The following is a 25797-nucleotide window of genomic DNA, read 5'->3' on the forward strand; positions in this document are numbered from 1 at the left end:
ATGTTCGGATCATTCATAAAGAAATCTCGCGCCAAATCGCCGTGGATCATGCACTTCGACTGCGGTAGCTGCAACGGCTGCGATATCGAGGTCCTGGCCTGCCTGACCCCCCTCTATGACGTGGAGCGGTTCGGCGTCGTCAACGTCGGCAACCCCAAGCACGCTGACGTGCTTCTGGTCACTGGCACGGTCAACCACCGGAACAAGAAGGTGCTCAAGAACATCTACGATCAGATGCCCGAGCCCAAGGCCGTCATCGCCATCGGCGCGTGCGGCAACACCGGCGGTATTTTCCGCGAAGCCTACAATGTCGTGGGCGGCGTGGACAAGGTCATCCCCGTGGACGTCTACGTTCCCGGCTGTCCGGCCAAGCCCGAGGCCATCATCGACGGCGTCGTGGCGGGACTCGCCAAGTTCGCCCAGAAAGTCGAAGAAGCCAAGTAGCTTCACGCGAGGTATTCAATGCAAGGTAAAGTTATAGATGTGACCGTCGACACCCTTGTTGGCGAAGTCATGAATATGAAGAACGACGGGCAGAGGCTTGTCACGTACTCCACCTATCAGGAAGGAGACAAGATCGGCATCCTCTACCACTTCGACAAGAACCTGGAGATCACCCACCTGCGGCTGCTGGCCGATATGGACAAGCCCATCCCGAGCGTGTCCGGCGTCTATTTCGCCGCCCTCCTGGTGGAAAACGAAATCCGCGACCAGTGGGACGTCAAGTTCGACGGCCTGGTTCTCGACTTCAACCGCACGCTCTATCTCGACCCCGAGGTCACCCAGGTTCCCCTGGTGTCCAACGTCAAGATCGAGCCCAAGAAATAGGGGGCTGAAATGGCAACCACCGTTATACCCTTCGGCCCGCAGCATCCCGTCCTGCCCGAGCCGGTTCACTTGACCCTCAAGGTCGAGGACGAGATCGTCAAGGAGGCCATCCCGGCGCTGGGCTATGTCCATCGCGGCCTGGAAAAACTGGCCGACATCCGCGACTACCATCAGATGATTAACGTCTGCGAACGCGTTTGCGGCATCTGCTCCATGATTCACGCCGTCTGCTACTCGCAGAGCGTCGAGGAACTCATGGGCGTGGAGGTCCCGGACCGCGCCAAAATGCTGCGCATCATCTGGTCCGAGCTTCATCGCTGCCACTCCCATCTGCTCTGGCTGGGCCTGTTCGCCGACGCCTTCGGCTTCGAGTCCCTGTTCATGCAGTTCTGGCGTGTGCGCGAGCGCATCATGGACATCAACGAGGCGACCACCGGCAGCCGCGTCATCGTTTCGGTCAACGTCATCGGCGGCGTCCGCGCCGACCTCAGCCCCGAGCAGATCCGCTGGATTCTGTCCGAGATCGAGATCGTCGAGAAGGAAGTCCGCGCGATGCAGGACACCATCATGAACGACTACACGGTCAAGTCCCGTACCGTGGGCATCGGCGTGATGACCAAGGCCCAGGCCTGGGAACTCGGCGCCGCAGGGCCGACCCTGCGCGGCTCCGGCGTGGCGTCCGACATGCGCATGACCGGCTACGGCGCGTACGGCGAGCTGGACTTCGAACCCGTGGTCGAGGCCGCGGGCGACTGCTGGGCGCGTTCCACGGTCCGCTTCCGCGAAGTGCTCCAGTCCATTGATCTGGTCCGGCAGGCCATCGCCAAGCTGCCCGAGGGCGAGCTTGCCGCCAAGGTCAAGGGCAACCCGCCCGAGGGAGAGATATTCTCCCGTGTCGAACAGCCGCGCGGAGAGTGCGTCTACTACATCCGAGGCAACGGCACCAAGCATCTGGACCGGCTGCGCATCCGCACCCCCACGTTCGCCAACATCCCGCCGCTTCTGGCCATGCTGCCGGGCTGCGAGCTGGCCGACGTGCCGGTCATCGTGCTGTCCATCGACCCGTGCATCAGCTGCACCGAACGCTAGGAGGTCGTATGCTGTTTACACCCACAGTCATCAGGAACCTGCTGAAAAAGCCCGTCACCCGGAAGTATCCCTTCGAGGTGCGCGCTCCGTTCCCCAAGTATAGGGGAGAGCTGGTTATCGACATCAACAAGTGCATCCTCTGCGGCCTGTGTTCGCGCAAGTGCCCCAGCCAGTGCATCGTCGTGGACAAGGCGTCCGGCACCTGGCAGTGCGATCCCCATGCCTGCGTCTACTGCGGCCTGTGCAGGGACAACTGCCCGACCAAGTGCCTGTCCATGAAGGACACGCACCGCAAGCCGGTCACCGAGAAGATCACCTGGATCGAGCACGGGAATCCGCCCAAGCCCAAAAAGATGACCGTCGCTTCCAAGGCCGAGCCTGAAGCCAAGGTCGAAACCGAGCCCGAAGCCAAGGTCGAAACGAAGGTTGAAGCCATGCCTGAAACCAAGGCGGAAGCTACGCCGGAAGTGAAGGCCGAAGCCAAGCCTGAAACGAAACAGGCCGGCAAGAAGGGCAAAAAAAGCGGCAAATAGCCGTTTCCCAATGCAATGAGCAAAGCCCCCGCGCGCGAGTGCGGGGGCTTTTTTATGCCTCCGGCGGCCGGGGGAAGAGGAAGGAAAAACCTTTCGGTGAAAGGTTCTTTCCTTCCTCTTCCCCCGGACCCCCATCTCCATCCTTTTCCAAAGCTTTTTAGTGCGCTTTGCGGGATGAACAAAAAAATACGTGAAACGTTGAAAGGTAGGGAGAGGTAGGTAATCGAGCGAAGCGAGCGACAAGAAGTTTTGAAGGGGAGTCCAGAGGGGAAAACTTTTTCAAAAGTTTCCCCTCTGGCCGCCGGAGGCATTCCTCTACAACTTCTGGTCGATTTCCCCGAAGCAGGGGATGCAGTATGTCTTGCCGCCGTAGCGGCGGGTACGCGACTCCATGACGGCCTCGCCGCACTGTGCGCAGTGGAGGCTTTCGAGGACCTGCGCGGGCCTCGGGGCGGGGCAATCGAGCCGGGTGACGGTGAACATGTCGTCGAGGGGAATGGTCATGAAATGGTCGATGGCTTCCTCCCAGCACTCGTTGGGCTTGCGGGGGCCGGTTTCCTTGAGCAGGGCGCGGAACCCCTTGCCGGATTTGCGGTCGAAGAAGGTGAAGGCGCGTTTACCGTAGTCCTTGTGGATGAAGTTGCCTTTGCCGAGGGTGCAGTCGGTCAGGAACTGGATGGCGTCCACGCCGCACATGTCGGTTTCGGCCACAGTGACCAGCTCAAGGGTGTCGAGTTCGCCGAGTTCTCGCTGGACGAGCTCCACGGCGCGTATGCCGATGGTCAGGCCGGGACAGTGGTGCCCGTGGAATCGGATGGTTTCGTCGATTTGCTCTTTGGGAATGGCGCAGGACATGGGAAGTCTCCTTTTTCGGTTCTATACGGCAGGGACAACCAGCGGGTGGCCCTGGACGGTGTGGATATGCACGGGCAGCCCGTAGACCTCTTCGACCACCTCGGAGGTGACTTCGCAGGCAGGGCCGGTGGAGTGGATGCGCCCGTCCTTGAGGAACAGGACCTTGTCGGCGTAGCGCAGGGCGGTGTTCAGGTCGTGCATGGTCATGACCGCGCCGATGCGGTGCTCGTCCACCACACGCCGAAGCATGGTCAGGATGTCCACCTGGCTTTTGAGGTCCAGGCTGGAGGTGGGTTCGTCCAGGAGCATGAGATGGGGTTCCTGGACCAGTGCGCGGGCGATGGCGACCTTTTGCAGTTCGCCTCCGGAAAGCTGGTCGATGTGGCGCAGGGCCAAGTGGGCCATGTGCAGCCTTTTCAGGGCGGAATCCACGATTTTGAGGTCGTTTTCGCCCACGCGCCAGACGATGTGGGGCTTGCGGCCCATGAGCACGGCGTCGAACACGGTCAGCCGTGCGGTTTCGTTGCGTTGGGCCACGTAGCCGATGCCGAGCGCTATTTCGTCAGGGCGCATCCTGAGCACGTCGCGGTTTTCGACCATGACCTTGCCCGCGCACGGGGCATGGATGGCGTTGATGCACTTGAGCAGGGTGGTCTTGCCCACGCCGTTGGGCCCGAGGATGGCCATGAGCTCGCCGCCCTCGATATCGAAATTTACGTCGCGAAGGACCTTGCGCCCGTTGTAGGCGAAGTCGAGGTCGGTGACGGAGAGGATCATCGCCGCTGCCCCCTTATTATAAGATAAATGAAGACCGGCGCGCCGAGGAAGGCGGTCAGAACCGAGACCGGCAGCATATGCGGGGCGAGGATGAGCCGGGCGGCGGTGTCGGAAGCGAGCAGAAGCAGGCCGCCCGCCAGGATGGAGCCCGGCAGCAGGAAGCGGTGGTCCGAGCCGATGAGCCTGCGGACCATATGCGGAACGACAAGCCCGACGAAGCCGATGATGCCCAGGAACGCGATGATGACCGCCGTGAGCATGGAAGCGAGCATCATGCCGATCAGCCGGACGCGGTCCACGCGCACCCCCAGCCCCTTTGCGGTCTCGTCGCCCGCGTCGATGGCGTTGTAGTTCCAGCCGTTGGCCAGGAAGTAGAGGGAGGTGACGACGGTGACGGCGGTCATGACGCCCAGCTCGGACCATGATGCCCGGGCCGTGTCGCCGAAGGTCCAGAAGACCATGGCCGCCAGTTGCACGTCGTCGGCGAAGAATTGCAGGAACATGGTCCCGGCGGTGAACAACGCGCCCAGGGCCACGCCGGTCAGGATCATGACCTCGGGCGTGGACCCGCGCAGTCTCGATACGGCCACGATGACTCCGGCTGCGGCGAGGCTGAAGAAGAAGGCCACGGCGGTGGTCAGGTACGGGTTGGTGATGTTCACGGCGTCCGCGTTGGTGGAAGCCATGATGCCGCCGCCCAGGATCATCACCGAAAACGCCGCGCCGAATGCCGCCGCGTGGGATATCCCCAAGGTGAAGGGCGAGCCGAGAGGGTTGCGCAGGATGGACTGCATGACGGCGCCCGCGACGGACAGGCCCGCGCCCGCCACGATGGCGGACAGGGCCTGGGGAAGGCGGATGTTCCAGATGATGACGTCATAGCGTTTGGAAACGGCCCAGCCCATGAGGGTCCGGCCGACGTCCGCAACCGGGATGTGCGCCGCACCCATGGAGATGGAAACCACCAGTCCCAGGACCAGCAGCCCGCCGGCAAGGCCGATCAGGAGCAGCTTGACGCCGATGTAGCGCCTGTATTCGGCGGGAACCTGTCCGTCGGAGAAGTGCATGTCAGTTCACCGGCACGGGCTTGTATGCCATCCCCTTGAATTGGGCGTCCATGTCCTTGAAGACCGGCTTGCCCACCAGGAACGAGTAGATTTCGTCCGCCTTGGCTTGCGGGTCCACGTCGGCGAACCGCTCGGGGTAGAGGATCGTCCCGATGAAATAGGCGTTGGCCAGGATGGAGCCGAAGTTCTGCGTGTACCAGTTGTAGGGCAGCAGTCCGTAAACGCGGCCTTCTTTGACGGCGGTCAACATGCGGTAGGCCGGGTCGTTGCGCAGCTCGTAAAGGCCGCCTGCGTCGTCGCCCATTTGCAGGGTGGAGAGATCAAGAAAAAGGACGTCCGGGTCCCATTCCACGATCTTTTCCTTGGCGATATCCGACTGGGTCATGCTCTTGCCCGCCTCGCCCGCTTCATAGGCCAGGTTGATGGCGTTGACGAAGGTGAACGGAGGGTAGGCGGGTTCCGTGGACTGGAATCCGTGGGGGCCGCGGAAGGCCACGCCGCCCACGTAGACCGTGGACCGCTCCTGCCCGGGCACGTCGCCGGTCCTGAGGCTCAGGTCGCGGATCAGTCCGTCCATGTAATTAATAATGTCCTCGGCGCGTTGCTCCTTGCCCACGACCTTCGCCATGATGCGCAGGCTCCGATACATCTCGGGCAGGTTCTTGCCCAGGTCGCCGTAGTTGAGGACCACCACCGGAATGCCGGTCTTGTCCTGGAGCTCCTGGGGGTCGTGGCCCATGGCCGAGTATGTCTTGAGGATGACCTGGGGCTGTTTCTCCAGTGTCAGGATGAGCTCGGGATTGTCGTGTCCCCGGAACTGCCCGAAGATGGGCATTTCCTTGAATTGCGGGTTGGCGATGGCGTAGGGCCGGGCGTCGAACTTGCGGCGGCGCGCCTCGATGTCGTCCACGGCCACGATGCGGTCCTGGGCCTGGAGGTAGGTCAAGAGGCGCAGGCAGCCGGAGCCGGAGCAGATGACCCTGTCCACCTTGTCGGGGATTTCGTTGGCCCTGCCGATTGAATCGGTCAGGGAGCGGGCCGCCCCGTCCGTGGGAAAGGTCAGGAAAAGCAGCAACAGGGCGTAGACAAGATGATTTTTTCGCATTTGAGCACCTTTGGTGGCATAAAAAAATTTGAATGAAATGATTATATTGCTACGAAATGTGAAAATGTAACACTATGACGTTCCTAAATAAAAGGGACAAGAGCGTCAAGAGGAAAAGGAAAACGGACTGTTGCGATTCGGTTTTTGCTTGGAAAGCGGCGTTCCATGAGCCGTCCACCAAAAAATAAAAGTTGCGATTATGGCGATGCATATGCTCCATCGCACGTGTTACTCGGTGGGGCGGTCCACGGCCCTTTCCAGCCACCGTGTGCGGAGGGGCCGGTCCGGGCGGTTCTCGGCCGGCGACCGTCTGCGGCGAACGTGTCGCTCGCCAACCGCGGAGCCTGTATTTGCCGCTTGCGGCCTCTTGGCTTGGCCGGGGAAATTGCGTAACGTGCCAATCCTTATGCAACGCAAGCAGACAAGAGTCGTGAACATCGGCGGCGTGGGCATCGGCGGGGACAACCCGGTCCGGGTCCAGTCCATGTGCAACACGGATACGCGCGACGTCCTGGCCACGGTGACCCAGATCAACCAACTGGCCGAGGCGGGGTGCGAGATCGTGCGGCTGGCCGTGCCCGACGAGGCCGCGGCCGCCAAGCTCGAAACCATCCGCGCCCAATCCCCGGTGCCGCTCATCGCGGACATTCATTTCGACCACCGGCTGGCCCTGTCCGCGTTGGACGCCGGGTTCGACGGCCTGCGCATCAACCCCGGCAATATCGGGGACGAGGCCAAGGTGGACGCCGTGGTCCGGGCGGCCAAGGCGTGTGCCACGCCCATCCGCATAGGGGTCAACGGAGGTTCGCTCGAAAAGGACCTGCTCAAGACGTACGGCGGCCCGACGCCCGAGGCCATGGTCGAGTCCGGTCTGCGCCATGTGCGTATGCTTGAGGCGCGCGGTTTCCACGACATCAAGATTTCCCTCAAGACCTCGTCGGTCCTCAAGACCATCGCGGCCTACAGGCTTATGTCCGAGCAGGTGGATTACCCCCTGCATATCGGCATCACCGAGGCTGGCACGTTGGTGCGCGGCGCGGTCAAATCCTCCGTGGGGCTCGGTATTCTGCTGTTCGAGGGCATCGGCGACACCATGCGCGTGTCCCTGACCCACGATCCCGTGGCCGAAATCGGCGTTGCCTATGAGATCCTGCGCAGCTTGGGCTTGCGGGAACGCGGCCCTGAGATTATATCCTGCCCCACCTGCGGGCGTACGGAGATCGGGCTCATCGAGCTGGCCGAGCAAGTGGAGGCCGCCCTGCGCGGCGTGGAGGAGGTCTTCACCGTGGCCGTCATGGGCTGCGTGGTCAATGGCCCGGGCGAGGCCCGCGAGGCCGACATCGGCATCGCCGGAGGTCGCGACCTGGGCATCATCTTCCGCAAGGGCGAGGTGGTCCGCAAGGTCAAGGGCAACGCCAACCTGCTGCCCGAATTCATGAAAGAAATCGAAAAATTCCTGGAAGAAAGGAGAAGTGAATAGATGCGTCTTTCCCGTTACTACATCCCGACCCTGAAGGAGGACCCGGCCGACGCCGAGGTCGTCTCCCACAAGCTCCTGATGCGCGCGGGCATGATCCGCAAGCTGACCAGCGGCATCTACAACTACCTGCCGCTCGGCCTGCGCGCCGTCAACAAGGTCGCCGACATCATCCGCGAGGAGATGGACAACGCGGGGGCGCTCGAAGTGCTCCTGCCCACGGTCCAGCCCGCCGACCTATGGAAGGAGACCGGCCGTTGGGACTATTACGGCAAGGAACTGCTCCGCTTCAAGGATCGCAACGACCGCGACTACTGTCTCGGACCCACCCATGAAGAGATCATGACCGATCTGGTGCGCGGGGAGATCAAGTCCTACAAGCAGCTTCCCATCAATCTCTATCAGGTCCAGACCAAGTTCCGCGACGAGATTCGCCCCCGGTTCGGCCTCATGCGCGGCCGCGAATTCATCATGAAGGACGCCTACTCCTTCGATAAGGACGAGGCGGGCGCGGAAAAGTCCTATTGGGACATGTTCGAGGCCTACAAGAAGGCCTTCTCCCGCATCGGTCTGCGCTTCAAGCCGGTCCAGGCTGACTCCGGGGCCATCGGCGGAGATTTCTCCCATGAATTCATGGTGCTGGCCGATACCGGCGAGGACACCATCGCCTCCTGCCTGTCCTGTGATTTCGGGGCCAATCTCGAAAAGGCCAAGGTCAAGGCGCCCCAGGGCGAACCCGCCGACGAGTCGGCCGTGCCGCCCATGGAGGAGGTCGCCACTCCCGGTGCGCACACTGTCGAGGAGGTCTGCGAGTTTCTGGGCATCCCCGCCGACAAGCTGGTCAAGACCCTGCTTTTCGTCGTGGACGGCAAGCCCGTGGCCGGGTTGGTTCGCGGCGACCGCGAGTTGAACGACGTCAAGTTGCGCAACCTTGTGGGCGGCAACGAGATCGAGCTGGCCGACGAGGCGCTGGTCCGCAAGCTGACCAACGCTCCGGTAGGGTTCGCCGGTCCCGCCGGGCTGGACAAGGACGTGCCCATCTACGCCGATCACGAACTGCTTGCCGCTACTGACTGGGTGGCTGGAGCCAACAAGGGCGACACCCATGTGCTCCACCTGGCACTGAACCGCGATTGCGACATCGTCAAGTTCGCCGACCTGCGCGTCATCGAACCCACCGATCCCTGTCCGGAATGCGGCGGAGCGATCGAGTTCACCAAGGGCATCGAAGTGGGCCACGTGTTTAAGCTCGGCCTCAAGTACTCCAAGAAGATGGAAGCCACCTTCCTCGACGAGAACGGCAAGTCCCAATATATGATAATGGGCTGCTACGGTATCGGCGTGTCCCGCATCGTGGCCTCGGCCATCGAGCAGAACTTCGACGAGAACGGCTGCTGTTTCCCGCCGTCCATCGCCCCCTTCGAGGTGTGCCTCATCGCCCTCGGCGGCAAGGATCAGGATGTGGCCGACAAGGCCGAGGAACTCTACGCCGAACTCAAGGGCATGGGCGTGGACGTCGCTTTCGACGACCGCAACGAGCGGCCGGGCGTCAAGTTCGCCGAAGCCGATCTCATCGGTTATCCCATGCAGCTCGTGCTTGGCGGCAAGGGCCTCAAGAACGGCATCATCGAGGCCAAGGACCGCAAGACCGGCGAAAAGATCGAGCTGCCCCTCGACACCTTCGCCGAGTCCTTCGCCGAATGGCGCAATCAGATCTGGAATAGCTGGGGCCTGCAAACCCCGTAGATTCCGCTTGTTCGTTGTTATCCGAAACCCCCGTCGCGGAATCCGCGCCGGGGTTTTTTTTGTGCCTCCGGCGGCCGGGGGAAGAGGAAGGAAAAACCTTTCGGTGAAAGGTTCTTTCCTTCCTCTTCCCCCGGACCCCCATCTCCATCCTTTTCCAAAGCTTTTTGTGCGCTTTGCGGGAGGAACCAAAATACGGGAAAAAATAGAAAGTTTGGATAGATAGGTAATCGAGCGAAGCGAGCGACAAGAAGTTTTGAAAGGGAGTCCAGAGGGGAAAACTTTTTCAAAAGTTTCCCCTCTGGCCGCCGGAGGCATTCCCAACTCCGCGCTTTCAGGTTGAAGCATGGAGTTGTGGGTGGTAGGTTTTGATCGGCCGGAACAGACGTATGGGAGAGGGGCTATGGCAATCGAGAGCGGTATTGCGTTGGCGTTGGCGACGTTGGTGTTTGCGTGTATCCCCGGACCGGGCATTTCAGCCGTGGTGGCGCAGTCTTTGGCGCGCGGTTTCAAGGCGGGCGGCGCATTCACGGCGGGACTGGTCCTGGGCGATGTGTGCTATCTGCTGACGGCCCTGTTCGGCATGGGCTGGATCGCCTCGCAGATCGGGCCGTATTTCGCGGTCCTCAAATGGGCGGGCGCGGCCTATCTGGTGTATATGGGCGTGAATTGCTGGCTGGCGAAGCCTGATTTTTCGGCTGCGTCGTGCGAACTGCCGGTTCGCACGGGGCGCAGCTTTCTGGCCGGACTGTGCGTGACGCTCGGCAACCCCAAGGCCATCGCCTTCTACTGCGGGTTCCTGCCCGGTTTTGTGGACATGCGGTCCTTGAATTCCACGGACGTGGTTCTGGTCATGGCCATCATTGTTCCGATCATCGCCACGGTCCCCCTTGTTTACGCCTGGCTCGCCTCGCGCGGCCGTCACGCCATCCGTTCCACCCGGTTGTGGAAGGCCATGAACCGCACCGCAGGCACCATCATGATCGGAGCCGGAGCAGCCATCGCCTCGGAGTAACGTAGAATTTCAACCAAACCATCATCCCCTCGCCAATACAGCGAAGCGTAATAAAAAGTTTGGGAAGGGGGAGGGGATGTGGGGCCGGGGGAATGGGAGGCATTTTTTTGTCCAATATACTGACCGTTTCCGAACTGACCAGATCGGTCAAGGCCTTGCTGGAGGCCGAGTTCCCGTTCGTGTGGGTGCGGGGGCAGGTGTCGAACCTGGCGCGACCGGCGTCCGGGCATGTGTATTTCACGCTGACCGACGGCGACGCGGCCTTGTCCGTGGTCTGGTTCCGATCGTCGCAGCGGTCGGCGGAGCCTGTAAAAAAGGGCGGGGACATGGTCAACCCGCTGACCGGCGAGATCGAGGAATCGTCCGGCGGCACGGCGTTGACCGGCAGCGGGCTTGAGGACGGCATGGAGGTGCTTTGCGCCGGGCGGCTGAACGTGTACGAGCCGCGCGGGCAGTATCAACTGGTGGCCGAACTGGTCCAGGCGCAGGGCGTGGGCGATCTGGCCGTGGCCTTCGAGGCGTTGAAGAAGAAGCTGGCGGCCAAGGGATATTTCGACGAAGACCGGAAGCTGGACCTGCCGAGGAATCCCCGGCGGGTGGCGGTCATTACCTCAAAATCCGGCGCGGCCATTCGGGATTTCCTGCGCATCGCGGACACGCGCGGCACCGGGGCGGAGATACGTATTTATCCGGTGCTGGTGCAGGGCGACCGGGCGCCCGCGCAGATTGCGGCCGCGCTCGACCTTGTGGACGGGGAATCCTGGGCCGAAGTGGCCGTGCTCATTCGCGGCGGCGGGTCGCTGGAGGATTTGTGGGCCTTCAATACGGAGGAAGTTGCGGATGCCATTTTTCGGGCGCGGTTGCCGGTCGTGACCGGCGTGGGGCATGAGCCGGACGTGTCCATTGCTGATTTCGTGGCCGACAAGCGGGCGGCCACCCCGAGCCATGCGGCCCAGGAGCTGTGGCCCCGGCGCGAGACGCTGGCGCAGAAGGTGGACGCCCTAGACCTGAGCCTGGGCCGGGCATATGCCGGATGGCTGTCGGGCAAGGAAGGGGCTTTCGAGCATATGCGCAAGGCCCTGGTCTGGCTGTCGCCCGCGCGGCGGCTGGAACGCATGGAGGACAGGTTCTCGGCGTTGATGGCCAGGCTGGAAGGGGCTGGATTGGATCATTTTTTCGGATGCGCGGAACGGGCCGTGCGCACGGCCGAGGGGCTGGACCGGGCCTACGGGCCGCAGCGGCCGATGGGGCTGGGGCGGGAGGTCGCCGGGCTGGCGGGCCGCCTGAACCGGGCCTTTGGCCCGCAGCGCGTGGACCGCATGGCCGGGGACGTGGCCGGGCTCGGGCGGCTGTTGGACAAAGGGGGCCGGACGGCGTCCGAAGGCGCGGCGCAGCGGCTGGCCGTCTTGGAAACGGCCTTGCGCGGCCTTGATCCGGAAGGGCCGCTCGAACGGGGCTACGCCCTGGTGCGGGTGGCCGGAACCGGCGAATTTTTATGTGACCCGAGAAGGGTGACGAAGGGCGATGCTCTTGATATCACAGTGCGTGACGGCCGAGTGGCGGCTATTGTGACGGATTCCCGACCAAACAAGGAATAGAGGTTTATGCGACGGTTTTTTCTGATTGTGTTTCTGACTGCCCTGCTGGGCCTTCCCTTGAATGCCATGGCCCAGGATGCGTCCTTCGGGCTGGAAGAGGGCGACGGCCCTTCCCTGGTCACTGCGGCCGAATCCCAAGCACAGGCCGTGCCCGCCCCGGTTCCGGCCGAGCCCGCTTCGGCTGTTGCCGCTCCCGCCGAGGCCGAGTCCCTCCCGGCCGTGCCCGCCCCGGCTCAGTCCGAGCCGTCTTCGGAAGCGGTCGAATCCGCCCCCGCCGAGGCAGAAACAGCCCCGGCCGAGGCTGTCCCGACTCCTGTCGAAACCGCTCCTGTTCAGGCTGCGGCCGAACCCGCTCCGGTTGCGGTCAAGCCTGTTCCGACCCTGGTGCTGGCCGCGCCGCGCAAGGCCGGTGTGGGCAAGCCGTTTCTGGTCCGGCTGACCTCGGACCTGCCGCTGGAATCGGTATCGATTCGCTGGCAGGGGCGCGAGGTGGCTCCGTCCATTTCCGTCTGGAACGATCGTCATGTGGCCCTGGCCATGCTCGGCACGGACGTGCTCACCGAGCGTCCGGGCAAGGAAGAGCTGGTTGTCGTCGCTTCCGTGGGAGGCAGGGAAAGCACCCTGCGCCGCACGGTGCGCATCGCGCCGGAGGACTATCCCAAGCAGGAGCTGACCCTGCCGGAGAAGATGGTCTCCCCGCCCAAGGAGGTTCACGACCGCATTGCGGCCGAGGGCAAGCTGACCACGGAGGCCAAGAATACGGTTTCGGCCCGGCGCATGTGGCATCTGCCCCTGGAGCGGCCCGTCCAAGGCAAGATCCTGAGCGTGTATGGGGCACAGCGAATCCTCAACGGCAAGCCCAAGAATCCGCATCGGGGACTGGATTTTCGTTCTCCCATGGGCAATCCGGTCAAGTGCGTGGACGGCGGTCGCGTCATCCTGGTGGGCGACCACTACTATGCGGGCAATTCGGTTTACGTGGACCACGGCAACGGGGTGGTGTCCATGTACTTCCACCTGTCGGAGCCCACGGTCAAGGAAGGGGACGAGGTCAAGCGAGGCCAGACCATAGGGCTCACCGGCATGACCGGACGGGCCACCGGCCCCCACCTGCATTTTTCGTTGTCGGTTCAGGGGGAACTGGTCGATCCGGCGCCCTTGTTCACCATGTCCGCAGACACGTTGTTGCAATAGGAATGGGACCTATATGTTTAACTCCCCGGTTTCGCGGCAGGACGCCGCGGAGCGGAAAAAATCCGCGCCGAAGGCGCATTCCGGGGATGCAAGGGTGTTAACCCTTGCCCGCCGGAGGCGAAATCACCCGGCTGTTGCCGCCAAGCGGCTTTCAACGCCTGATTTTGTCTTCAGGGAGTTAAAGGGATAGTTCCCATAGGAATGGGTTGATCGATTTCAATGTATTGCCAATCTTCGAATAAACGGCGGGGGCCGTTGGGTCCCTGCCTCGTCTTTCTCATCTGCCTGATGGCGTCGGTCCCGGCCCTGGCCGGGGATATGGTCGACGTCGAGGCCCCGGCGTCCGTCGGGACGGGCAAGCCCTTCCTGGTGCGCATCGGCACCTGGTACCCTTTGGAGGACCTGGAGGTCCGATGGGACAGGAAGAGCGTGCGCCCTGCTGTGACGCTGCGCGGGGAACGGTCAGAGGCCGTGGTCCTGCTGGGAACGGACTATCGCGGCGGGTCCGGGCTCCGCGAGCTGGAAGTGGTGGCGCATATCTGGGGGCATGAGCGGCGGTTTGCGCGTTCTGTCGAGGTCTTGGAATCCGAGTGGGGCACGGAGACTTTGTCCGTGGAGCCGAAGATGGTTCGTCCGCCCGCCTCCGAGCTTGCCCGTATTGAAAAGGAGCGGAAGACGCTTGCCGCCGCCCTGGCCGTGGTTTCTCCGGAACGGTATTGGGACTTGCCCTTCCACCGTCCGGTCAAGGGGAAGATGCTCAGCCGGTTCGGCCTGTACCGGACGTTCAACGGCAATGTGGCGGCGCGGCATACCGGCCTGGACTTCCGGGCATGGCTCGGCACGCCCATCCACGCCCTGGCCGCCGGGAGAGTTGTTCTTGTCGACGGCTTTTACTATGCTGGGAACAGCGTGTTGATCGACCACGGAAACGGCTTTTTCTCCATGTCCGCCCATCTGTCCGAAACGATGGTCAGGCAGGGGGATATGGTCGAGGCCGGTCAGGTCCTCGGATTGTCCGGGGCCACAGGCCGGGTCACGGGCGCGCATCTGCATCTGGCCGCGTTTGTGCTTGGGGCGGTGGTCGATCCGGAGGTTTTATTTCAAACGTCTTTTTGCAACATATTTGAATAATAAAGAATTGATTAATCAAGCCGAGGGAGGTAGCCCGTGGCGAACGATACATTCGAAGACCGGCTGGAGCGGCTCAAGCTCGTAGTGGAAAAGCTGGAGCGCGGCGATCTGCCCCTGGAAGAGGGCGTGGCCCTCTACAAGGAGGGGTTGGAACTCGTCAAGGCGTGCGGCAGACAGTTGGAGACCGCTCGGCACGAGGTCAAGCTCGTGTCCGAAGGGCTGGTCCGGGAATTCGACGCCCTTGAGGCTCTGAACTCGGAAACGGAGGACGAATTGTGACGTTCAAGGATGAGCTGGGCCGCCGCGCGGCCGAGGTTGAGGGATATCTCGTCACCTGCCTGCGGGGCAGGGGAGTACCGGCGCGACTGCTCGAATCCATGGAATATTCCCTGCTGGCAGGCGGCAAACGGCTGCGGCCGGTGCTGGTCCTGGCCTGGAACGGACTGCTCGGCGGCGAAACGGCCAAGGCCATGCCTTTTGCCGCCTCGCTCGAATGCATCCACACCTATTCGCTGATCCATGACGATTTGCCCGCCATGGACGACGACGATCTGCGGAGGGGCAGGCCGTCCAACCATAAGCAATTCGACGAAGCGACGGCCATCCTGGCGGGCGACGGACTGCTGACCGAGGCCTTCGGGCTCATGTCCGCGTCGTCCATATTCAAGGGACTGCCCGCCGACAGGGTGCTCCGGGCCATCCATATCGTGGCCGGGGCTGCCGGAGCGGGCGGCATGGTCGGCGGCCAGGCCGTGGACATGGAGTTTACCGGGCGCACCGGGGTGTCCCTGGAAGAGCTCAGGAACATGCACGCCATGAAGACCGGGGCGCTCATCACCGCCGCCTGCGAGTGCGGGGCGATCCTGTCGGGAGCCGACGAGGCGGATATCGACAACGCCCGCCGGTTCGGGCGCAACATCGGCGTGGCCTTCCAGATCGTGGACGACATCCTCGACGTGGTCGGCGACACCGCCACTCTTGGCAAGCCCGTCGGCAGCGACGAGGCCATGGGCAAGTCGACGTATCCGGCGCTCATGGGACTTGAAAAGAGTAAATCGTTGGCAAAGGACTATGTGGACGAGGCCCTGACCCATTTGTCCGGCTATTTCGGGAGCGAACAGGAGTTCCTCTGGCAATTGGCCAGATACATAGTGGACAGGGTCTATTGATTGAACTAGGATTTCGCTCCCATGATCAAAGACCCGAAACAGACGACCATTCTGTCGAAGATACACAAGCCCGGTGACGTTCGTGACCTGGAAGGGGATCAGATGGCCACGCTCGCCCAGGAGCTGCGTGACATCATCGTCAGCCAGGTCTCGGTGCACGGCGGCCATCTAGCCCCGTCGCTCGGCGTGATCGAGTTGACCCTGGCCCTTTTCCGCTCCTTCGACCTTGAACACGACAAGCTTGTTTGGGACGTGGGCCATCAGGCCTACGCCCACAAACTGCTCACCGGCAGGGTTGAGGAGTTTGCCACCCTTCGCCAGAAGGGCGGCATCAGCGGTTTCCCGCGTATGGCCGAGTCCCCCTATGACCATTTCGGCGTGGGCCATTCGTCCACGTCCATCTCGGCGGCGCTCGGCATGGCCATGGCCCGCGACCTCAAGGGCGAGGATCACGAGGTGGTGGCGGTCATCGGCGACGGCTCCCTGACCGCCGGGCTGGCCTTTGAAGGCTTGAATCAGGCCGGAGACCTGGGCCGCAAGATGGTCGTGGTCCTCAACGACAACGAAATGTCCATCTCCAAAAATGTGGGCGCGCTGTCGCAGTTCCTGAGCCGCAAGATGACCACCCCGTTCCTGCAACGGCTGAAATCCGACGTGGAGGGGCTGCTCGGGACCATTCCCAAGATCGGCGGCGACCTGGCCGTGTACGCCAAGCGGTACGGGGATTCGGTCAAATCCTTCTTCACTCCCGGAATGCTGTTCGAGGCGTTTCATTTCACCTACGTCGGCCCCATCGACGGCCACGATACGGCCACCATGGTCAAGGTCTTCGAAGAGGTGAAGAAGCTGAACAAGCCGGTGCTGGTCCATGTGATGACCAAGAAGGGCAAGGGCTACGAGCCCGCCGAGTCCGACCCCTCACACTACCACGGCGTGGGCGAGTTCATCCCCGAGACCGGCCTGGCCCGGAAGTTCTCCGGCTCCGGCCTGCCGTCCTATACCTCGATTTTCGGCTCCACCCTGTGTTCCCTCGCGGCCAAGGACGATAAGATCGTGGCCATAACCGCGGCCATGCCGGAGGGGACGGGCACGGAGTGTTTCCGCAAGAATTATCCGGACAGGTTCGTGGACGTGGGCATCTGCGAACAGCACGCGGTGACGTTCGCCGCCGGGCTGGCCACCGAGGGGTACAAGCCCGCCGTGGCCATCTACTCGACATTCATGCAGCGGGCCTACGACCAGATAGTGCACGACGTCTGCCTGCAGAACCTGAACGTGAATTTCTTCCTGGACCGGTGTGGGCTGGTAGGCGAAGACGGCGCGACCCACCACGGGGCCTTCGACATGAGTTTCCTGCGCCACATCCCGAACCTGGTGGTCATGGCCCCCAAGGACGAGGCCGAACTGGCCCGGATGATGGTCACTGCCTTTGCTCACGAAGGTCCATGCTCCATCCGCTACCCTCGCGGCACCGGAGTCGGGGCCAAGGTGTCCTCCGATCCGACCCCCATCGCCATCGGCCGGGGCGAGTTGATGCATGACGGGGCGGACGCCCTTGTCGTAACCATCGGCTCCCGCGTTTATCCCGCCGTTGAGGCGGCCATGGAGCTGGCCGGGGAAGGGCTGGACGTGGCGGTCTTCAACTCCCGTTTCGTCAAGCCGCTGCCAGAGGAGCAGCTCCTGGAACTGGCCGGGCGGTTCAACCGCATCCTGCTGGTGGAGGAGAACGCCATGGCGGGCGGCTTCGGCTCGGCGGTGCTCGAACTGTTCACCGCGCGCGAAGTCATGGACGGCAAGCGCATCAAGCAGCTCGGCATCCCGGACGAGTTCATCGAGCACGGCGCGCAAAAGGAACTGCGCCAAATGCTCGGACTCGACAAGGACGGGATAAAGCGGGCGCTCAAGAAGCTCTGTGGATAGCCGTCATGGCCTCCCGCGAAATGCTTCCGCCCGGCACCGGTCTCTTCACCCGGCTGGGCCGTTTTTTCCGCGGCGTTTCGACCTTGCGCTCCTGGATGGGGTTCGGCGGCATCATGCAGGGGTTTCATATCCCGTACCGTTGGGCCGGGAGCCTCTCGCCCTTCACTGAAGATGACCGCTACGAATGGATAAAGGCGGCTTGGGACGCGGATCGCGCCCCGTTCGAGGAAACCCTTTCCCTCATTGAAAAACACCTGGACCGGCTGGCCGAGTTTTCGGCGGCCGCCCCAGATGACCCGGATCGGCCCCGTTTCGACCAGAGCTGGTTCCCCGGCCTGGACGGGGCCGCGGCCTATGCCCTTGTCAGGGAGCTGAAGCCCGAGCGGATCATCGAGATCGGTTCCGGCCATTCCACGCGGTTCATGGCCCGGGCCATTCGCGACGGGGAGCTTTCCACCCGGTTTTCCTCCATTGATCCGGTGCCGAGACGGGATATCGACCACCTCTGCCGCGAAGTCGTTCGCACGACCCTGGACAAGGCGGACCCTGCCGCGTTCGGCGAGTTGGGCGCTGGCGACATCCTGTTTTTTGACGGCAGCCACATAGCCATGCCCGGCACGGACGTCGATACCCTGTTCAATCGGATTCTGCCCGGCCTTGCGCCAGGGGTATGGGTGCATGTCCACGACATTTTCCTGCCGAACGGCTACCCGGACATTTGGGCGTGGCGAGGCTACAACGAACAGCTCCTGGCCGCTTCCCTGTTGGCGGGCGGCGACAGGTTCAAGGTTCGCTTCGCTTCGGCCTACGTGCGCCGCTGCATGGGGGAAGCCATCGAAAACTGGCCGATAACCGTACCGGAACAGGCCTTCGAATCCTCGCTCTGGCTCGAAAAGAGGGCCTGACCGCCACGGCGGCGGGGCGTTGCCGGAATACCTGGGCGGACGCGCGGCCTTTCAATCCTGTTCGCGGGCAGGCGCGGCGGGCGTCAAGGACGCTGTAGGGAACGGTCGGTCGGGGCGAAAAAAAAGGGAAGGAAAAACCTTGATGAGAGGTTTTTCCTTCCCTTTTTCGGCGTTTGCGGCGCGCCTAGCGGCCGCAGCACTTCTTGTATTTCTTGCCGGAGCCGCAGGGACAGGGCTCGTTGCGGCCGATCTTGGGTTCCTTGCGGATGGGAGGCCCGGCGACCATCTGGCCGTCCACATAGAGCCATTTGCCGTCCAGGAAGTGGAACCGGCTCCGCTCGCGGTGCTTTTGTTCCTCGCCGTCGATGGCGTATTCGGCGGTGAACTCGACAATGCCCGCCTCGTCGCCTTCCTGGCCTGCCCACGTGTCGTGGATGGTCAGGCCAAGCCATTCGGCGGCCTCGGCCCACTTGCGCACGGATTCGTCATCGTGGTCCTTGAGGGCCTCGGGCGCGAGGGTTTCCTTGAGATAATCGAGCTTCTGGAGCACGTAGGCGGTATAGCGGGAGCGCATGAGCGCTTCGGCGGTCGGAGCCACGGCCTCGCCGGAGATATAGGGGGCGCAGCACTTGGACAGTTCCAGGCCGGACCCGCAAGGGCATTCTTGGGACATGGGATACCTCGTTTGGTTTTTGGTCAGCGGATTGTAGAGAAAACCGTCCGGCTGTCAATGAGTAACCGCTTGCCCCTTGCCGCCCGGCATGGCACCCTGCGATCATGCTTCCCGTCACCGATACCGTTTCCATACCCTGGAGCGAGCTCCGTTTTATCGCCTGCCGCAGTTCCGGGCCGGGCGGACAGCACGTCAACACCACGGATACCCGTGTGACGCTGCTGTTCGACGTGGAGAATTCCCCGAGCCTGACCGAATTGCAGAAGGTGGCGGTCAAGGGCAAGCTCAAACGCCGTATGGACAAACGCGGGGTGCTTCAGGTGACCAGCCAGAAGTTCCGCAGCCAGAAGACCAACAAGGATTCGGCCGTGGAGCGGTTCGTGGAGCTCATGCAGTGGGCGCTCGCGCCGGTGATTCCGCGCAGGGAGACAAGGACACCCATGTCGGCCAAGCGCAGGCGGCTGGACCGCAAGAAGCGCACGGCCGATCGCAAGCGCGATCGCAAACTGCCCGATTTCAGCGGGGAATATTAGCCCTTTCTCAGGGCGGCCTTCAGGTAGCGTTCTCCCAGTTCCATGTCCGCATAGGCTTCGGCCAGGTGCAGATAGACCACCTTGAGATATCTGGCGTGGATGCTTTTCGCGTCGGCCAGCCGCTTTTGCACGGCTTCCGGCGGGATGGCGTCCATGGCGGCGAGCAGGGTCCCGGCCCTGTGGTGCGCCCTGTGCGCCGCTTCGATCTCGGCGTGGCCCGCGCGGGCGATGGCCTCCCGCCGCTCGGGATCGGCCAGGAGTTCGCAGACGATGCGGACCAGCTCGTCCATGTCGTCGGGGGGATAGGTGACCAGATGCACGCCGTCCTTGAAGAGCAGGGATTGGCCGTGGCCTATGTCGGGCGTGACCAGGCAGGAGCCCGTGGCCAGGGCCTCGAAGACCCGGAAGTTGAGGTCGCCCCGCTCGGCGATGTTCAGGACGACCTTCGCCTTGGGAAAAAGCTCGCCGAATTCGCCCTTGGCCACGTGGAGATTGGGCAGCCGGGCCTTGAGCTCCTTGAGGAATTCATAGCGCACGGGCGTGGTCTCGCGGTTCACGTTGCCCACGAAGAGCAGGTCCCACTCCTTGGCCGGAGGCGGTTCCGGCGGTTGTTCGTCGCGCAGGGGATAGGGCGGCAGCCAGAGAATCCGTTCGTCGGCCAGCCGCTTGCGGAAGCGGGGCATGTGGTCGCGCAGGGACACGGCGACCATGTCGAACCCCTGGGCGTACATGGGGTACCAGGAGTGGATGTGCGAGTCGATGGCGTAAAATGCCGTGGCGCAAGGGTATGATTCCACGCCGATGAGCGGCGGGGGGATGGACCTGTCCGCGTAGAGGACGATGTCCGGCTCACCGTGGCAGCGGGCGACGATGTCCTCCCACTCCAGGGTGTCCGGCCCGGAGAGGGGGATGTTGACGATGTCGAAGCCCGCGTCCCGGGTATGCTGCGGCCGGAAATAGTAGCCGCCGATCCAGGCGATTCGCTTCACGGCCTATCCTTCCCTGCGGGCCATGTGCAGGATGCGCCTGGGGCCGATGCACGACTGCTGGCGGTGGGACGGGAGATTCCTTTTCAGCTTGAATCCCTGGCGCGTGGCCTCGGCGATGATGACCGGCAACTGGCTCTCGCCCACTTCGAGGATGCATTCGTTGCAGTGGGCGAACATGATCTCGGTGGTCAGCTCGAATTTGCCTGTGCGGTGCAGGACGTTCAGGGCCATGATGATGTCGTACTTGCGTTGCAACGGGGTGGTGATGTCGTAGACCATGAAGCGGCAGCCGGAGCCTTTGGCCGAGGCCAGGCGATTGGCAAGGTCCACGGCTCCACGGTCCATGTCGAGTCCCACTCCCGCCGCGCCCAATTCCTCGGCCTTGAAGGTGTAATAGCCGTGCATACAGCCGTAGTCGCACAGGGACTTGCCCGAGAACTCCACGCCGAGCTTGAGGATGTTTTGCCAGGCCAGGCCGGATTGGGTGAAGCCGGGCACGAGCACGCGGCCCCGGTACTCGATGGTCTGGTAGAAAGGATTGAACGAGTCCGCTTCGGCGATGGTCTTGAAAACCTCGCGGTCGGTTTCGGGTACGCCCGGATGGGCTGCGTCACGGTTTGCCTCGGCCCAGCGGAGGATGTCGCCGGTGTCCGCGACCACCTCATAGCCCGGCAAAACCGGTTCGAGAGTCTCGCAGAACGGGGTCCCCGCAGGAATGGGCTTGCCCGCGCGGATGGCTTCCTTGGTCTTGCGCACCCGGCGCAGGGCGAACCGTTCCATGCGGACCTCGCGCGGCGGGTTGAGATAGAAGGGCCGGACGATGGTGAAGGGCGAGTAAATGTCGTCCAGGGCGTCGAGGAAGGCCTGGTGGATGTGCGCGTGGCTGATGCGGCATCCTTCGAGCACGAGATTCCGGTAGCGGAGAGCGCGCAGCTTGCGGATGAAGATTCCCTTGAAATCCGAGTAGGTTCCCGGCTGGCGCACGGCTTCGATGTCGTCGCCGTATCGGGCCGCCACCTCCGGCGTGAAGGCGTCCAGGCGCAGGAGCTCATAGTCCAGGTCCCGGGCAAGTTGCCTGGCCGCGAAACTCTTGCCCGCTGCCGGCGGCCCGGCGATGAGGATGACCTTGGGGCTGAATCGGTAGATTCGTTCCGTTGCGGTTCGTTTTCCGGCCTGATCGATGACTGCGGCGGCTTGGGGTGCGCTCGGCTCTTTCATGATACGTCCAATGTATTCAAGTCGTTGGAGGCCGCAACACAAGACGGTCCGTCAGAATCGCGGCGAGAAAGGGGCATGAATTGCCCGTCGCGGGAGAAATTGCACGATACATGCCAAGGACCTGCGGTCCCGGGCGGGTCGTTTAGGTCAGGCCGAGCTCTTCCAGGGCGAGATACAGTTCGCGGCTGATCCAGGCGTCGGTGGCGGCGTAGATCACTTGCTGCCGGGAGAGCTTGTCCTTGGCCCAGTTGGAGCATTGGGCGGACTTGGAAATGCGGAACCCGAGCAGGTTGGCGGCCATGTTGCGCAGGCCGTGCGTCTGAAGATTGTATTTGGCCGTGATGGTGGACAGGTCCACGAAACCGCTCGGTTTGAACCGGGTGTGTTTCTGGAGCCCGAGAATGTCGTCGCGCACGGCCACGCCGGTCTTGAGAATGCGCCGGTTGGCCAGGATGTCGCAGACCCCTTTGGCCAGGGGAAGGACGCCCAACTGGAAGACGTAGGCGCAGTCGGCTGTGGCGAGTTGGAGGATGGAAGGCGGACCGGGCTTTTTGCCCTTCCTGAAAACCGGACGGGTCTCGGTGTCGAAGCCGAGCAGGGAGGAATCAAGCATTCCTTCCATAGCTTCTTCGAGATCGGAATCCGTTCGGACGACTTTGATTTCCCCTTCATAGCGGCGAAGGGGCAGGTCGTTGATCTCTTCCTTGGAAAAGGTCCGAAGGTACTGTTGCGGAATATCGAGGCTGTCCGTAGTCATTAATATGCTTGGTGCGTTAGAAATTTTGGTGGATCGTTCTACATTCCCGCAGGTTCGTCAAGTACTAGGTTGCCCGTCCGACCGGAAGTTGTCGGACGGGCGAGCTGACGGACTATTCCATGTGGTACAAGCCGCGGGAGCAGGGGGTGCTGTTCTGGCGCCACCAGTATGCTCCGTTACAACTGTCCGTGGACGGAATCACGTTGTCCCTGCCGTTGTATCTTGCCACGTTTTCCACGAACTGATGCTGGGTTTCCTTTTCGATGGAGGCGATGGCGTCGGCCAGCGGGACCGAACCGTCCTTGACCCCCGGCAGCACCTTCGACATTTGCGTGGTGATGTACCGTTGCGAAGGATTGCTGTCCAGGAATCTGTCGAAGGCCTTGAGCGAGGCTTCCTTGTCGCCTTTCTTCCCCTGCGCCAGGGCGATGAACAGGGCTGCGTCCCATATCTTGTCCTTCTCTCCCAGGGCGTCTTCGAGCGTTTTTATGCACAGGTCGTACTCCCCGGCGAAATACATGGCTATGCCAGCCTCGACCATGTTCGACTGGAATTTCATGGTGCGCAGGGGCGGGTCATGCCGCAACGCCTCGGCGTATGTCGCGGCCGCATCCTTGAAGTGCCCGACGGCCTTGTCGTTGCTGCGCGTGACGTACATCCTCCATGCTCGCTGGAATTTGCGGTCGCCCAGGGAGACCGGGTCCGCCGTTGCGGGCAGGGCCGTGGCCAGGATCAGCAGAAAGGCGATGGTTGCGGTCAGGGTTTTGCGCATGGTGGAAGCCTCCTTGTTCAGGACATGTAGGTCCTGGCTATGCGGAAGATGTCGTCGTAGGCCGTCTTGTTGCGGATGGCCAGGGCCATTTCCAGGGCCATGTCCATCTTGCGGGCCGTTTCGGCCATGACACGATCCCGTATGGATTCGAGGTGGTTGGCCAGGAAGTCGGCCTCGAAATTGTCGATGGCCAGGGAGATGCCTTCGGAAAAGAAACGCGAACCGAGATGCGGGATGAAGCGGTCGAGGTTTTGTCTGCCTTCGCGCCGGGCGTACATGACGAAGAAGAGCAGTTTGACCAGCAGCCGGTCGGCCTTGATCTTGTGGTCCACGGAAAGCAGGATGTCCAGATCCACTCCCCGGGGTTTGATGGCGTCGAACATGGCCGAGGCCATGTCGAAGGCCCGGTCCTCGGTCATGAGCGGCTGGGCGAACTTGGAGTCCAGCCGGACCAGGGTGACGCGCGGGTTTTCCCCCGAGGCGATGGCGTAGACGGCCAGCCGCATGAGGTCGATCTTGGTGCGGTAGTCGTCGATGAGGATGTCCTTCTTGGCCGAGGCCAACCGGCGCACCAGGGGAACGTCCAGGGAGGAAAAGACCGTTTCGAGCAGGTGCAGGATGTAGGGCTCCGAGGCGGAAGCGATTTCCTCGTCCAGGATGTCGCGGCCCTTGCGGGCGTCCATGATCTTCTTGATGGACAGCCAGTAGGCGGCCAGCCCCTCAACGGGCATTTCAAGTATGTCGAGTTCCTGTGGCTTCTGCATGGCGGTCCGCTTTGGGCTTGACGGGGCGGCGAAAAAAAAGACACCCTGTACGTTGTATCACAGCGTATCCGATTTTTTGAAGAAAACAAATACGGTCCTTGACGGCGGAGACTTTTTTCATGCTCGACTATCCTCAATTCGACCCGATCATGATTTCCATAGGTCCTTTGGACCTGCGATGGTACGGCATGATGTACGTTTTCGGCATCCTGAGCGGCTGGCTGCTGGGCCGTTACCGCGCGACCAAGCCGTGGAACAAGATGACGCCCAAACTCATGGACGACTTCATTACCTGGGCCATCCTCGGCGTGGTTTTCGGGGGCCGTATCGGCTATGTCCTGTTTTACAATCCCTCGTTTTATCTTTCCAATCCGCTTCAGATTTTCGCGGTCTGGGAGGGCGGCATGTCTTTCCACGGCGGTTGCCTCGGCGTGCTGCTCGCCTGCTGGCTCTTCGGCCGCGCCAACGGCATGACATTTCCCGAAGTGGGCGACTTCATCTCCCCCCTCGTTCCGCCCGGCCTGTTCTTCGGGCGCATCGGCAACTTCATCAACGGCGAACTGTGGGGACGCTACACGGACCTGCCGTGGGCCATGCCGTTCCCCGGGGCGGGAGGGCTGCCGCGTCACCCCTCGCAGCTCTACGAGGCCGCGCTGGAGGGGCTGGTCCTGTTCATCATCGTCTGGGTCTATTCGGCCAAACCTCGGTCGAGGGGATGTGTCGGCGCGCTGTTCCTGCTCGGTTACGGTGTCTTCCGCTTCCTGGTGGAGTTCGCCCGCGAGCCTGATCGGCAACTCGGCTTCGTGGCCCTCAACTGGATGTCCATGGGCCAGGTGCTTTGCCTGCCCATGATCCTGTTCGGTCTCGGCTGGTTGATTTGGGCGTATCGCAAGTCATCGTAATACCGGCACTTCGATTTCGAACAGGCGGTCCCAACACTTGCCGGTGACGTAGAGGCGTCCGCCCGTCGCGTCATAGGCTATGCCGTTGGCCGTCCCGGCTCCCCGGTTCAGTCTCCCGCGCAGGGAAGACAGGTCGAGCCAGGCGCGGACCTTGCCGTCGGCCGGGTCGATGATCGCCACCCTGTCCGACTTCCAGATGTTGGCGTAGAGCCATTCCCCCACGAATTCCAGTTCGTTGAGCAGACGCACCGGGCGTCCCTCGTCCGTTACATCCAATGTGCCCGTGAGGGCGAAGTCATCGGCGTCGCGCAGTTCCAGCCGGGATTTTCCCGTGGACATGACAAATCTCTCCCCGTCGAAGGCCAGCCCCCAGCCCTCGGTTTTTCCGAAGGTCGAGCGGTAGGCGAACCGTCCTTTGGGCGCGAGGTCCTTGAGGTCGAATATCAGGCCGATGCCCGACTTCCAGGTGAGCATTCGCAAGGTGCTGCCCCGGGGCGCGATGCCCTCGGCGAACAGGGAGGGCGCGACCGGCACGGTCTTCAGCTTGCGGCCGGTCCCGGGCTCGACCATGGCCACGAAGGAACGATTGTATCCGCCCGAAGATTCGTAGAACACGCCGTCGAGATGGAAGAGCCCCTGAGTGGAGGTCCCGGCGTCGTGAGGATATTCGGCGACGGTCCGGCAGGGGATGACGGGAGTTTGCGCCGCTGCGGGCGCGGCCCAAGCCGTCAGGGCCAGCAGCATGAGAATGGCGATGGGCATGTGCATGGGCGGTCCTGGAAA

Annotated in this window: 26 protein-coding genes and 2 pseudogenes; 16 read left to right on the plus strand and 12 right to left on the minus strand. The window is 62.6% G+C overall.

Translation table 11 applies throughout. The features are described from left to right. Genes PSN43_RS12740 through PSN43_RS12755 form a run of 4 tightly spaced genes read left to right on the plus strand, consistent with a single transcriptional unit; the run spans window position 1 to window position 2450 of the window. Complete coding sequence (locus PSN43_RS12740; RefSeq protein ID WP_272701114.1) at window positions 1–444, plus strand: NADH-quinone oxidoreductase subunit B family protein; 444 nt, start codon at window positions 1–3, stop codon at window positions 442–444. 18 nt (window positions 445–462) lie between these two features. Further along, on the plus strand, window positions 463–828 hold the full coding sequence (locus PSN43_RS12745) for an NADH-quinone oxidoreductase subunit C (protein WP_272701115.1): 366 nt from the start codon (window positions 463–465) through the stop codon (window positions 826–828). Window positions 829–837: 9 nt separating this feature from the next. Next, entirely contained in the window at window positions 838–1917 is a 1080-nt protein-coding gene (locus PSN43_RS12750) for a hydrogenase large subunit (protein WP_272701116.1), read from the plus strand. 8 nt (window positions 1918–1925) lie between these two features. Then, on the plus strand, window positions 1926–2450 hold the full coding sequence (locus PSN43_RS12755; RefSeq protein ID WP_272701117.1) for a 4Fe-4S binding protein: 525 nt from the start codon (window positions 1926–1928) through the stop codon (window positions 2448–2450). Between the two features lie 315 nt (window positions 2451–2765). On the opposite strand, the gene PSN43_RS12760 is transcribed toward PSN43_RS12755, so the two are convergent. The 4 genes and pseudogenes from PSN43_RS12760 to PSN43_RS12775 all read right to left on the minus strand — a co-directional run bounded on the left by PSN43_RS12760 (window position 2766) and on the right by PSN43_RS12775 (window position 6254). Beyond that, the gene (locus tag PSN43_RS12760; RefSeq protein ID WP_272701118.1) at window positions 2766–3305 is read right to left on the minus strand and encodes an FmdE family protein; all 540 of its coding nucleotides are present in this window, start codon (window positions 3303–3305) and stop codon (window positions 2766–2768) included. Between the two features lie 21 nt (window positions 3306–3326). Next, window positions 3327–4028 (minus strand): annotated as a pseudogene (locus PSN43_RS12765) (ABC transporter ATP-binding protein); the annotation flags it as partial. Window positions 4029–4078: 50 nt separating this feature from the next. After that, the gene (locus PSN43_RS12770; RefSeq protein ID WP_272701120.1) at window positions 4079–5149 is read right to left on the minus strand and encodes a FecCD family ABC transporter permease; all 1071 of its coding nucleotides are present in this window, start codon (window positions 5147–5149) and stop codon (window positions 4079–4081) included. Window position 5150: 1 nt separating this feature from the next. Next, window positions 5151–6254, minus strand: a complete 1104-nt coding sequence (locus tag PSN43_RS12775; RefSeq protein ID WP_272701121.1) for an iron ABC transporter substrate-binding protein — start codon at window positions 6252–6254, stop codon at window positions 5151–5153. 406 nt (window positions 6255–6660) lie between these two features. On the opposite strand from PSN43_RS12775, the gene ispG reads away from it, so the two are divergent. The 4 genes from ispG (at window position 6661) to xseA (ending at window position 12087) form a co-directional block, all read left to right on the plus strand. After that, window positions 6661–7734 carry a flavodoxin-dependent (E)-4-hydroxy-3-methylbut-2-enyl-diphosphate synthase gene (gene ispG, locus PSN43_RS12780; protein ID WP_272701122.1) on the plus strand — a complete coding sequence of 358 codons (1074 nt, stop codon included), beginning with the start codon at window positions 6661–6663 and terminating at the stop codon, window positions 7732–7734. Continuing rightward, a complete protein-coding gene (locus tag PSN43_RS12785; protein ID WP_272701123.1) occupies window positions 7735–9477 on the plus strand; it encodes a proline--tRNA ligase in 1743 nt (580 codons plus the stop codon). It abuts the gene before it with no gap. A gap of 400 nt (window positions 9478–9877) precedes the next feature. Further along, window positions 9878–10489: a LysE family translocator gene (locus PSN43_RS12790; protein ID WP_272701124.1), complete on the plus strand. Its 612-nt coding sequence runs from the start codon at window positions 9878–9880 to the stop codon at window positions 10487–10489. A 107-nt stretch (window positions 10490–10596) separates the two neighbouring features. Continuing rightward, window positions 10597–12087, plus strand: a complete 1491-nt coding sequence (gene xseA, locus PSN43_RS12795) for an exodeoxyribonuclease VII large subunit (RefSeq protein WP_272701125.1) — start codon at window positions 10597–10599, stop codon at window positions 12085–12087. A 17-nt stretch (window positions 12088–12104) separates the two neighbouring features. On the opposite strand, the pseudogene PSN43_RS16005 reads toward xseA, so the two are convergent. Further along, a pseudogene (locus tag PSN43_RS16005) lies at window positions 12105–12260 on the minus strand (hypothetical protein); the annotation flags it as partial. A 46-nt stretch (window positions 12261–12306) separates the two neighbouring features. Between PSN43_RS16005 and PSN43_RS12800 the strand changes: the two are divergent. The 6 genes from PSN43_RS12800 (at window position 12307) to PSN43_RS12825 (ending at window position 18406) form a co-directional block, all read left to right on the plus strand. Then, a complete protein-coding gene (locus PSN43_RS12800; RefSeq protein WP_442874876.1) occupies window positions 12307–13281 on the plus strand; it encodes a M23 family metallopeptidase in 975 nt (324 codons plus the stop codon). Window positions 13282–13569: 288 nt separating this feature from the next. After that, window positions 13570–14412 carry a M23 family metallopeptidase gene (locus PSN43_RS12805; RefSeq protein WP_272701127.1) on the plus strand — a complete coding sequence of 281 codons (843 nt, stop codon included), beginning with the start codon at window positions 13570–13572 and terminating at the stop codon, window positions 14410–14412. Between the two features lie 36 nt (window positions 14413–14448). Then, a complete protein-coding gene (gene xseB / locus PSN43_RS12810) occupies window positions 14449–14691 on the plus strand; it encodes an exodeoxyribonuclease VII small subunit (RefSeq protein ID WP_272701128.1) in 243 nt (80 codons plus the stop codon). After that, entirely contained in the window at window positions 14688–15581 is an 894-nt protein-coding gene (locus PSN43_RS12815; protein WP_272701129.1) for a polyprenyl synthetase family protein, read from the plus strand. The genes xseB and PSN43_RS12815 overlap by 4 nt, the downstream gene beginning before the upstream one ends. Window positions 15582–15602: 21 nt before the next feature. Beyond that, window positions 15603–17501: a 1-deoxy-D-xylulose-5-phosphate synthase gene (gene dxs / locus PSN43_RS12820; RefSeq protein ID WP_272701130.1), complete on the plus strand. Its 1899-nt coding sequence runs from the start codon at window positions 15603–15605 to the stop codon at window positions 17499–17501. Between the two features lie 5 nt (window positions 17502–17506). Continuing rightward, a complete protein-coding gene (locus tag PSN43_RS12825) occupies window positions 17507–18406 on the plus strand; it encodes a class I SAM-dependent methyltransferase (protein WP_272701131.1) in 900 nt (299 codons plus the stop codon). Between the two features lie 184 nt (window positions 18407–18590). Here the strand turns inward: PSN43_RS12825 and PSN43_RS12830 are convergent, their stop codons facing one another. Next, the gene (locus tag PSN43_RS12830) at window positions 18591–19079 is read right to left on the minus strand and encodes a YchJ family protein (protein WP_272701132.1); all 489 of its coding nucleotides are present in this window, start codon (window positions 19077–19079) and stop codon (window positions 18591–18593) included. Between the two features lie 104 nt (window positions 19080–19183). On the opposite strand from PSN43_RS12830, the gene arfB reads away from it, so the two are divergent. Beyond that, on the plus strand, window positions 19184–19612 hold the full coding sequence (arfB, locus tag PSN43_RS12835) for an alternative ribosome rescue aminoacyl-tRNA hydrolase ArfB (RefSeq protein ID WP_272701133.1): 429 nt from the start codon (window positions 19184–19186) through the stop codon (window positions 19610–19612). On the opposite strand, the gene PSN43_RS12840 is transcribed toward arfB, so the two are convergent. The 5 genes from PSN43_RS12840 to PSN43_RS12860 all read right to left on the minus strand — a co-directional run bounded on the left by PSN43_RS12840 (window position 19609) and on the right by PSN43_RS12860 (window position 24112). Then, the gene (locus tag PSN43_RS12840) at window positions 19609–20601 is read right to left on the minus strand and encodes a glycosyltransferase family protein (protein ID WP_272701134.1); all 993 of its coding nucleotides are present in this window, start codon (window positions 20599–20601) and stop codon (window positions 19609–19611) included. The genes arfB and PSN43_RS12840 overlap by 4 nt on opposite strands. Before the next feature lie 3 nt (window positions 20602–20604). After that, complete coding sequence (locus PSN43_RS12845) at window positions 20605–21819, minus strand: methyltransferase domain-containing protein (protein ID WP_272701135.1); 1215 nt, start codon at window positions 21817–21819, stop codon at window positions 20605–20607. 142 nt (window positions 21820–21961) lie between these two features. Next, complete coding sequence (locus PSN43_RS12850) at window positions 21962–22576, minus strand: 3'-5' exonuclease (protein WP_272701136.1); 615 nt, start codon at window positions 22574–22576, stop codon at window positions 21962–21964. Between the two features lie 112 nt (window positions 22577–22688). Next, complete coding sequence (locus PSN43_RS12855; RefSeq protein ID WP_272701137.1) at window positions 22689–23348, minus strand: tetratricopeptide repeat protein; 660 nt, start codon at window positions 23346–23348, stop codon at window positions 22689–22691. Between the two features lie 17 nt (window positions 23349–23365). Further along, on the minus strand, window positions 23366–24112 hold the full coding sequence (locus PSN43_RS12860; RefSeq protein WP_272701138.1) for a hypothetical protein: 747 nt from the start codon (window positions 24110–24112) through the stop codon (window positions 23366–23368). Window positions 24113–24231: 119 nt separating this feature from the next. Between PSN43_RS12860 and lgt the strand changes: the two genes are divergently transcribed. Further along, window positions 24232–25014, plus strand: coding sequence for a prolipoprotein diacylglyceryl transferase (gene lgt, locus PSN43_RS12865; protein WP_272701139.1), 783 nt, complete (start codon window positions 24232–24234; stop codon window positions 25012–25014). Here lgt and PSN43_RS12870 read toward each other — a convergent pair. After that, window positions 25006–25782, minus strand: a complete 777-nt coding sequence (locus PSN43_RS12870) for a glutaminyl-peptide cyclotransferase (protein WP_272701140.1) — start codon at window positions 25780–25782, stop codon at window positions 25006–25008. The two genes, lgt and PSN43_RS12870, sit on opposite strands and share 9 nt — an antisense overlap. Window positions 25783–25797: the final 15 nt, after the last annotated feature.

Source organism: Desulfovibrio sp. Fe33, from assembly GCF_028532725.1.
In the GTDB taxonomy this organism is placed as follows: domain Bacteria; phylum Desulfobacterota; class Desulfovibrionia; order Desulfovibrionales; family Desulfovibrionaceae; genus Pseudodesulfovibrio.

What these genes read in the sequence shown, in the direction of transcription:
- PSN43_RS12845 (WP_272701135.1), bottom strand. Translation starts at nt 21,819, where the DNA reads ATGAAAGAGCCGAGCGCACCCCAAGCCGCCGCAGTCATCGATCAGGCC.
- PSN43_RS12775 (WP_272701121.1), bottom strand. Translation starts at nt 6,254, where the DNA reads ATGCGAAAAAATCATCTTGTCTACGCCCTGTTGCTGCTTTTCCTGACC.
- lgt (WP_272701139.1), top strand. Translation starts at nt 24,232, where the DNA reads ATGCTCGACTATCCTCAATTCGACCCGATCATGATTTCCATAGGTCCT.
- PSN43_RS12745 (WP_272701115.1), top strand. Translation starts at nt 463, where the DNA reads ATGCAAGGTAAAGTTATAGATGTGACCGTCGACACCCTTGTTGGCGAA.
- ispG (WP_272701122.1), top strand. Translation starts at nt 6,661, where the DNA reads ATGCAACGCAAGCAGACAAGAGTCGTGAACATCGGCGGCGTGGGCATC.
- PSN43_RS12860 (WP_272701138.1), bottom strand. Translation starts at nt 24,112, where the DNA reads ATGCAGAAGCCACAGGAACTCGACATACTTGAAATGCCCGTTGAGGGG.
- PSN43_RS12825 (WP_272701131.1), top strand. Translation starts at nt 17,507, where the DNA reads ATGGCCTCCCGCGAAATGCTTCCGCCCGGCACCGGTCTCTTCACCCGG.
- PSN43_RS12790 (WP_272701124.1), top strand. Translation starts at nt 9,878, where the DNA reads ATGGCAATCGAGAGCGGTATTGCGTTGGCGTTGGCGACGTTGGTGTTT.
- PSN43_RS12805 (WP_272701127.1), top strand. Translation starts at nt 13,570, where the DNA reads ATGGCGTCGGTCCCGGCCCTGGCCGGGGATATGGTCGACGTCGAGGCC.
- PSN43_RS12740 (WP_272701114.1), top strand. Translation starts at nt 1, where the DNA reads ATGTTCGGATCATTCATAAAGAAATCTCGCGCCAAATCGCCGTGGATC.
- PSN43_RS12750 (WP_272701116.1), top strand. Translation starts at nt 838, where the DNA reads ATGGCAACCACCGTTATACCCTTCGGCCCGCAGCATCCCGTCCTGCCC.
- PSN43_RS12855 (WP_272701137.1), bottom strand. Translation starts at nt 23,348, where the DNA reads ATGCGCAAAACCCTGACCGCAACCATCGCCTTTCTGCTGATCCTGGCC.
- PSN43_RS12785 (WP_272701123.1), top strand. Translation starts at nt 7,735, where the DNA reads ATGCGTCTTTCCCGTTACTACATCCCGACCCTGAAGGAGGACCCGGCC.
- PSN43_RS12755 (WP_272701117.1), top strand. Translation starts at nt 1,926, where the DNA reads ATGCTGTTTACACCCACAGTCATCAGGAACCTGCTGAAAAAGCCCGTC.
- dxs (WP_272701130.1), top strand. Translation starts at nt 15,603, where the DNA reads ATGATCAAAGACCCGAAACAGACGACCATTCTGTCGAAGATACACAAG.
- PSN43_RS12850 (WP_272701136.1), bottom strand. Translation starts at nt 22,576, where the DNA reads ATGACTACGGACAGCCTCGATATTCCGCAACAGTACCTTCGGACCTTT.
- PSN43_RS12870 (WP_272701140.1), bottom strand. Translation starts at nt 25,782, where the DNA reads ATGCACATGCCCATCGCCATTCTCATGCTGCTGGCCCTGACGGCTTGG.
- PSN43_RS12770 (WP_272701120.1), bottom strand. Translation starts at nt 5,149, where the DNA reads ATGCACTTCTCCGACGGACAGGTTCCCGCCGAATACAGGCGCTACATC.
- PSN43_RS12760 (WP_272701118.1), bottom strand. Translation starts at nt 3,305, where the DNA reads ATGTCCTGCGCCATTCCCAAAGAGCAAATCGACGAAACCATCCGATTC.
- arfB (WP_272701133.1), top strand. Translation starts at nt 19,184, where the DNA reads ATGCTTCCCGTCACCGATACCGTTTCCATACCCTGGAGCGAGCTCCGT.
- PSN43_RS12830 (WP_272701132.1), bottom strand. Translation starts at nt 19,079, where the DNA reads ATGTCCCAAGAATGCCCTTGCGGGTCCGGCCTGGAACTGTCCAAGTGC.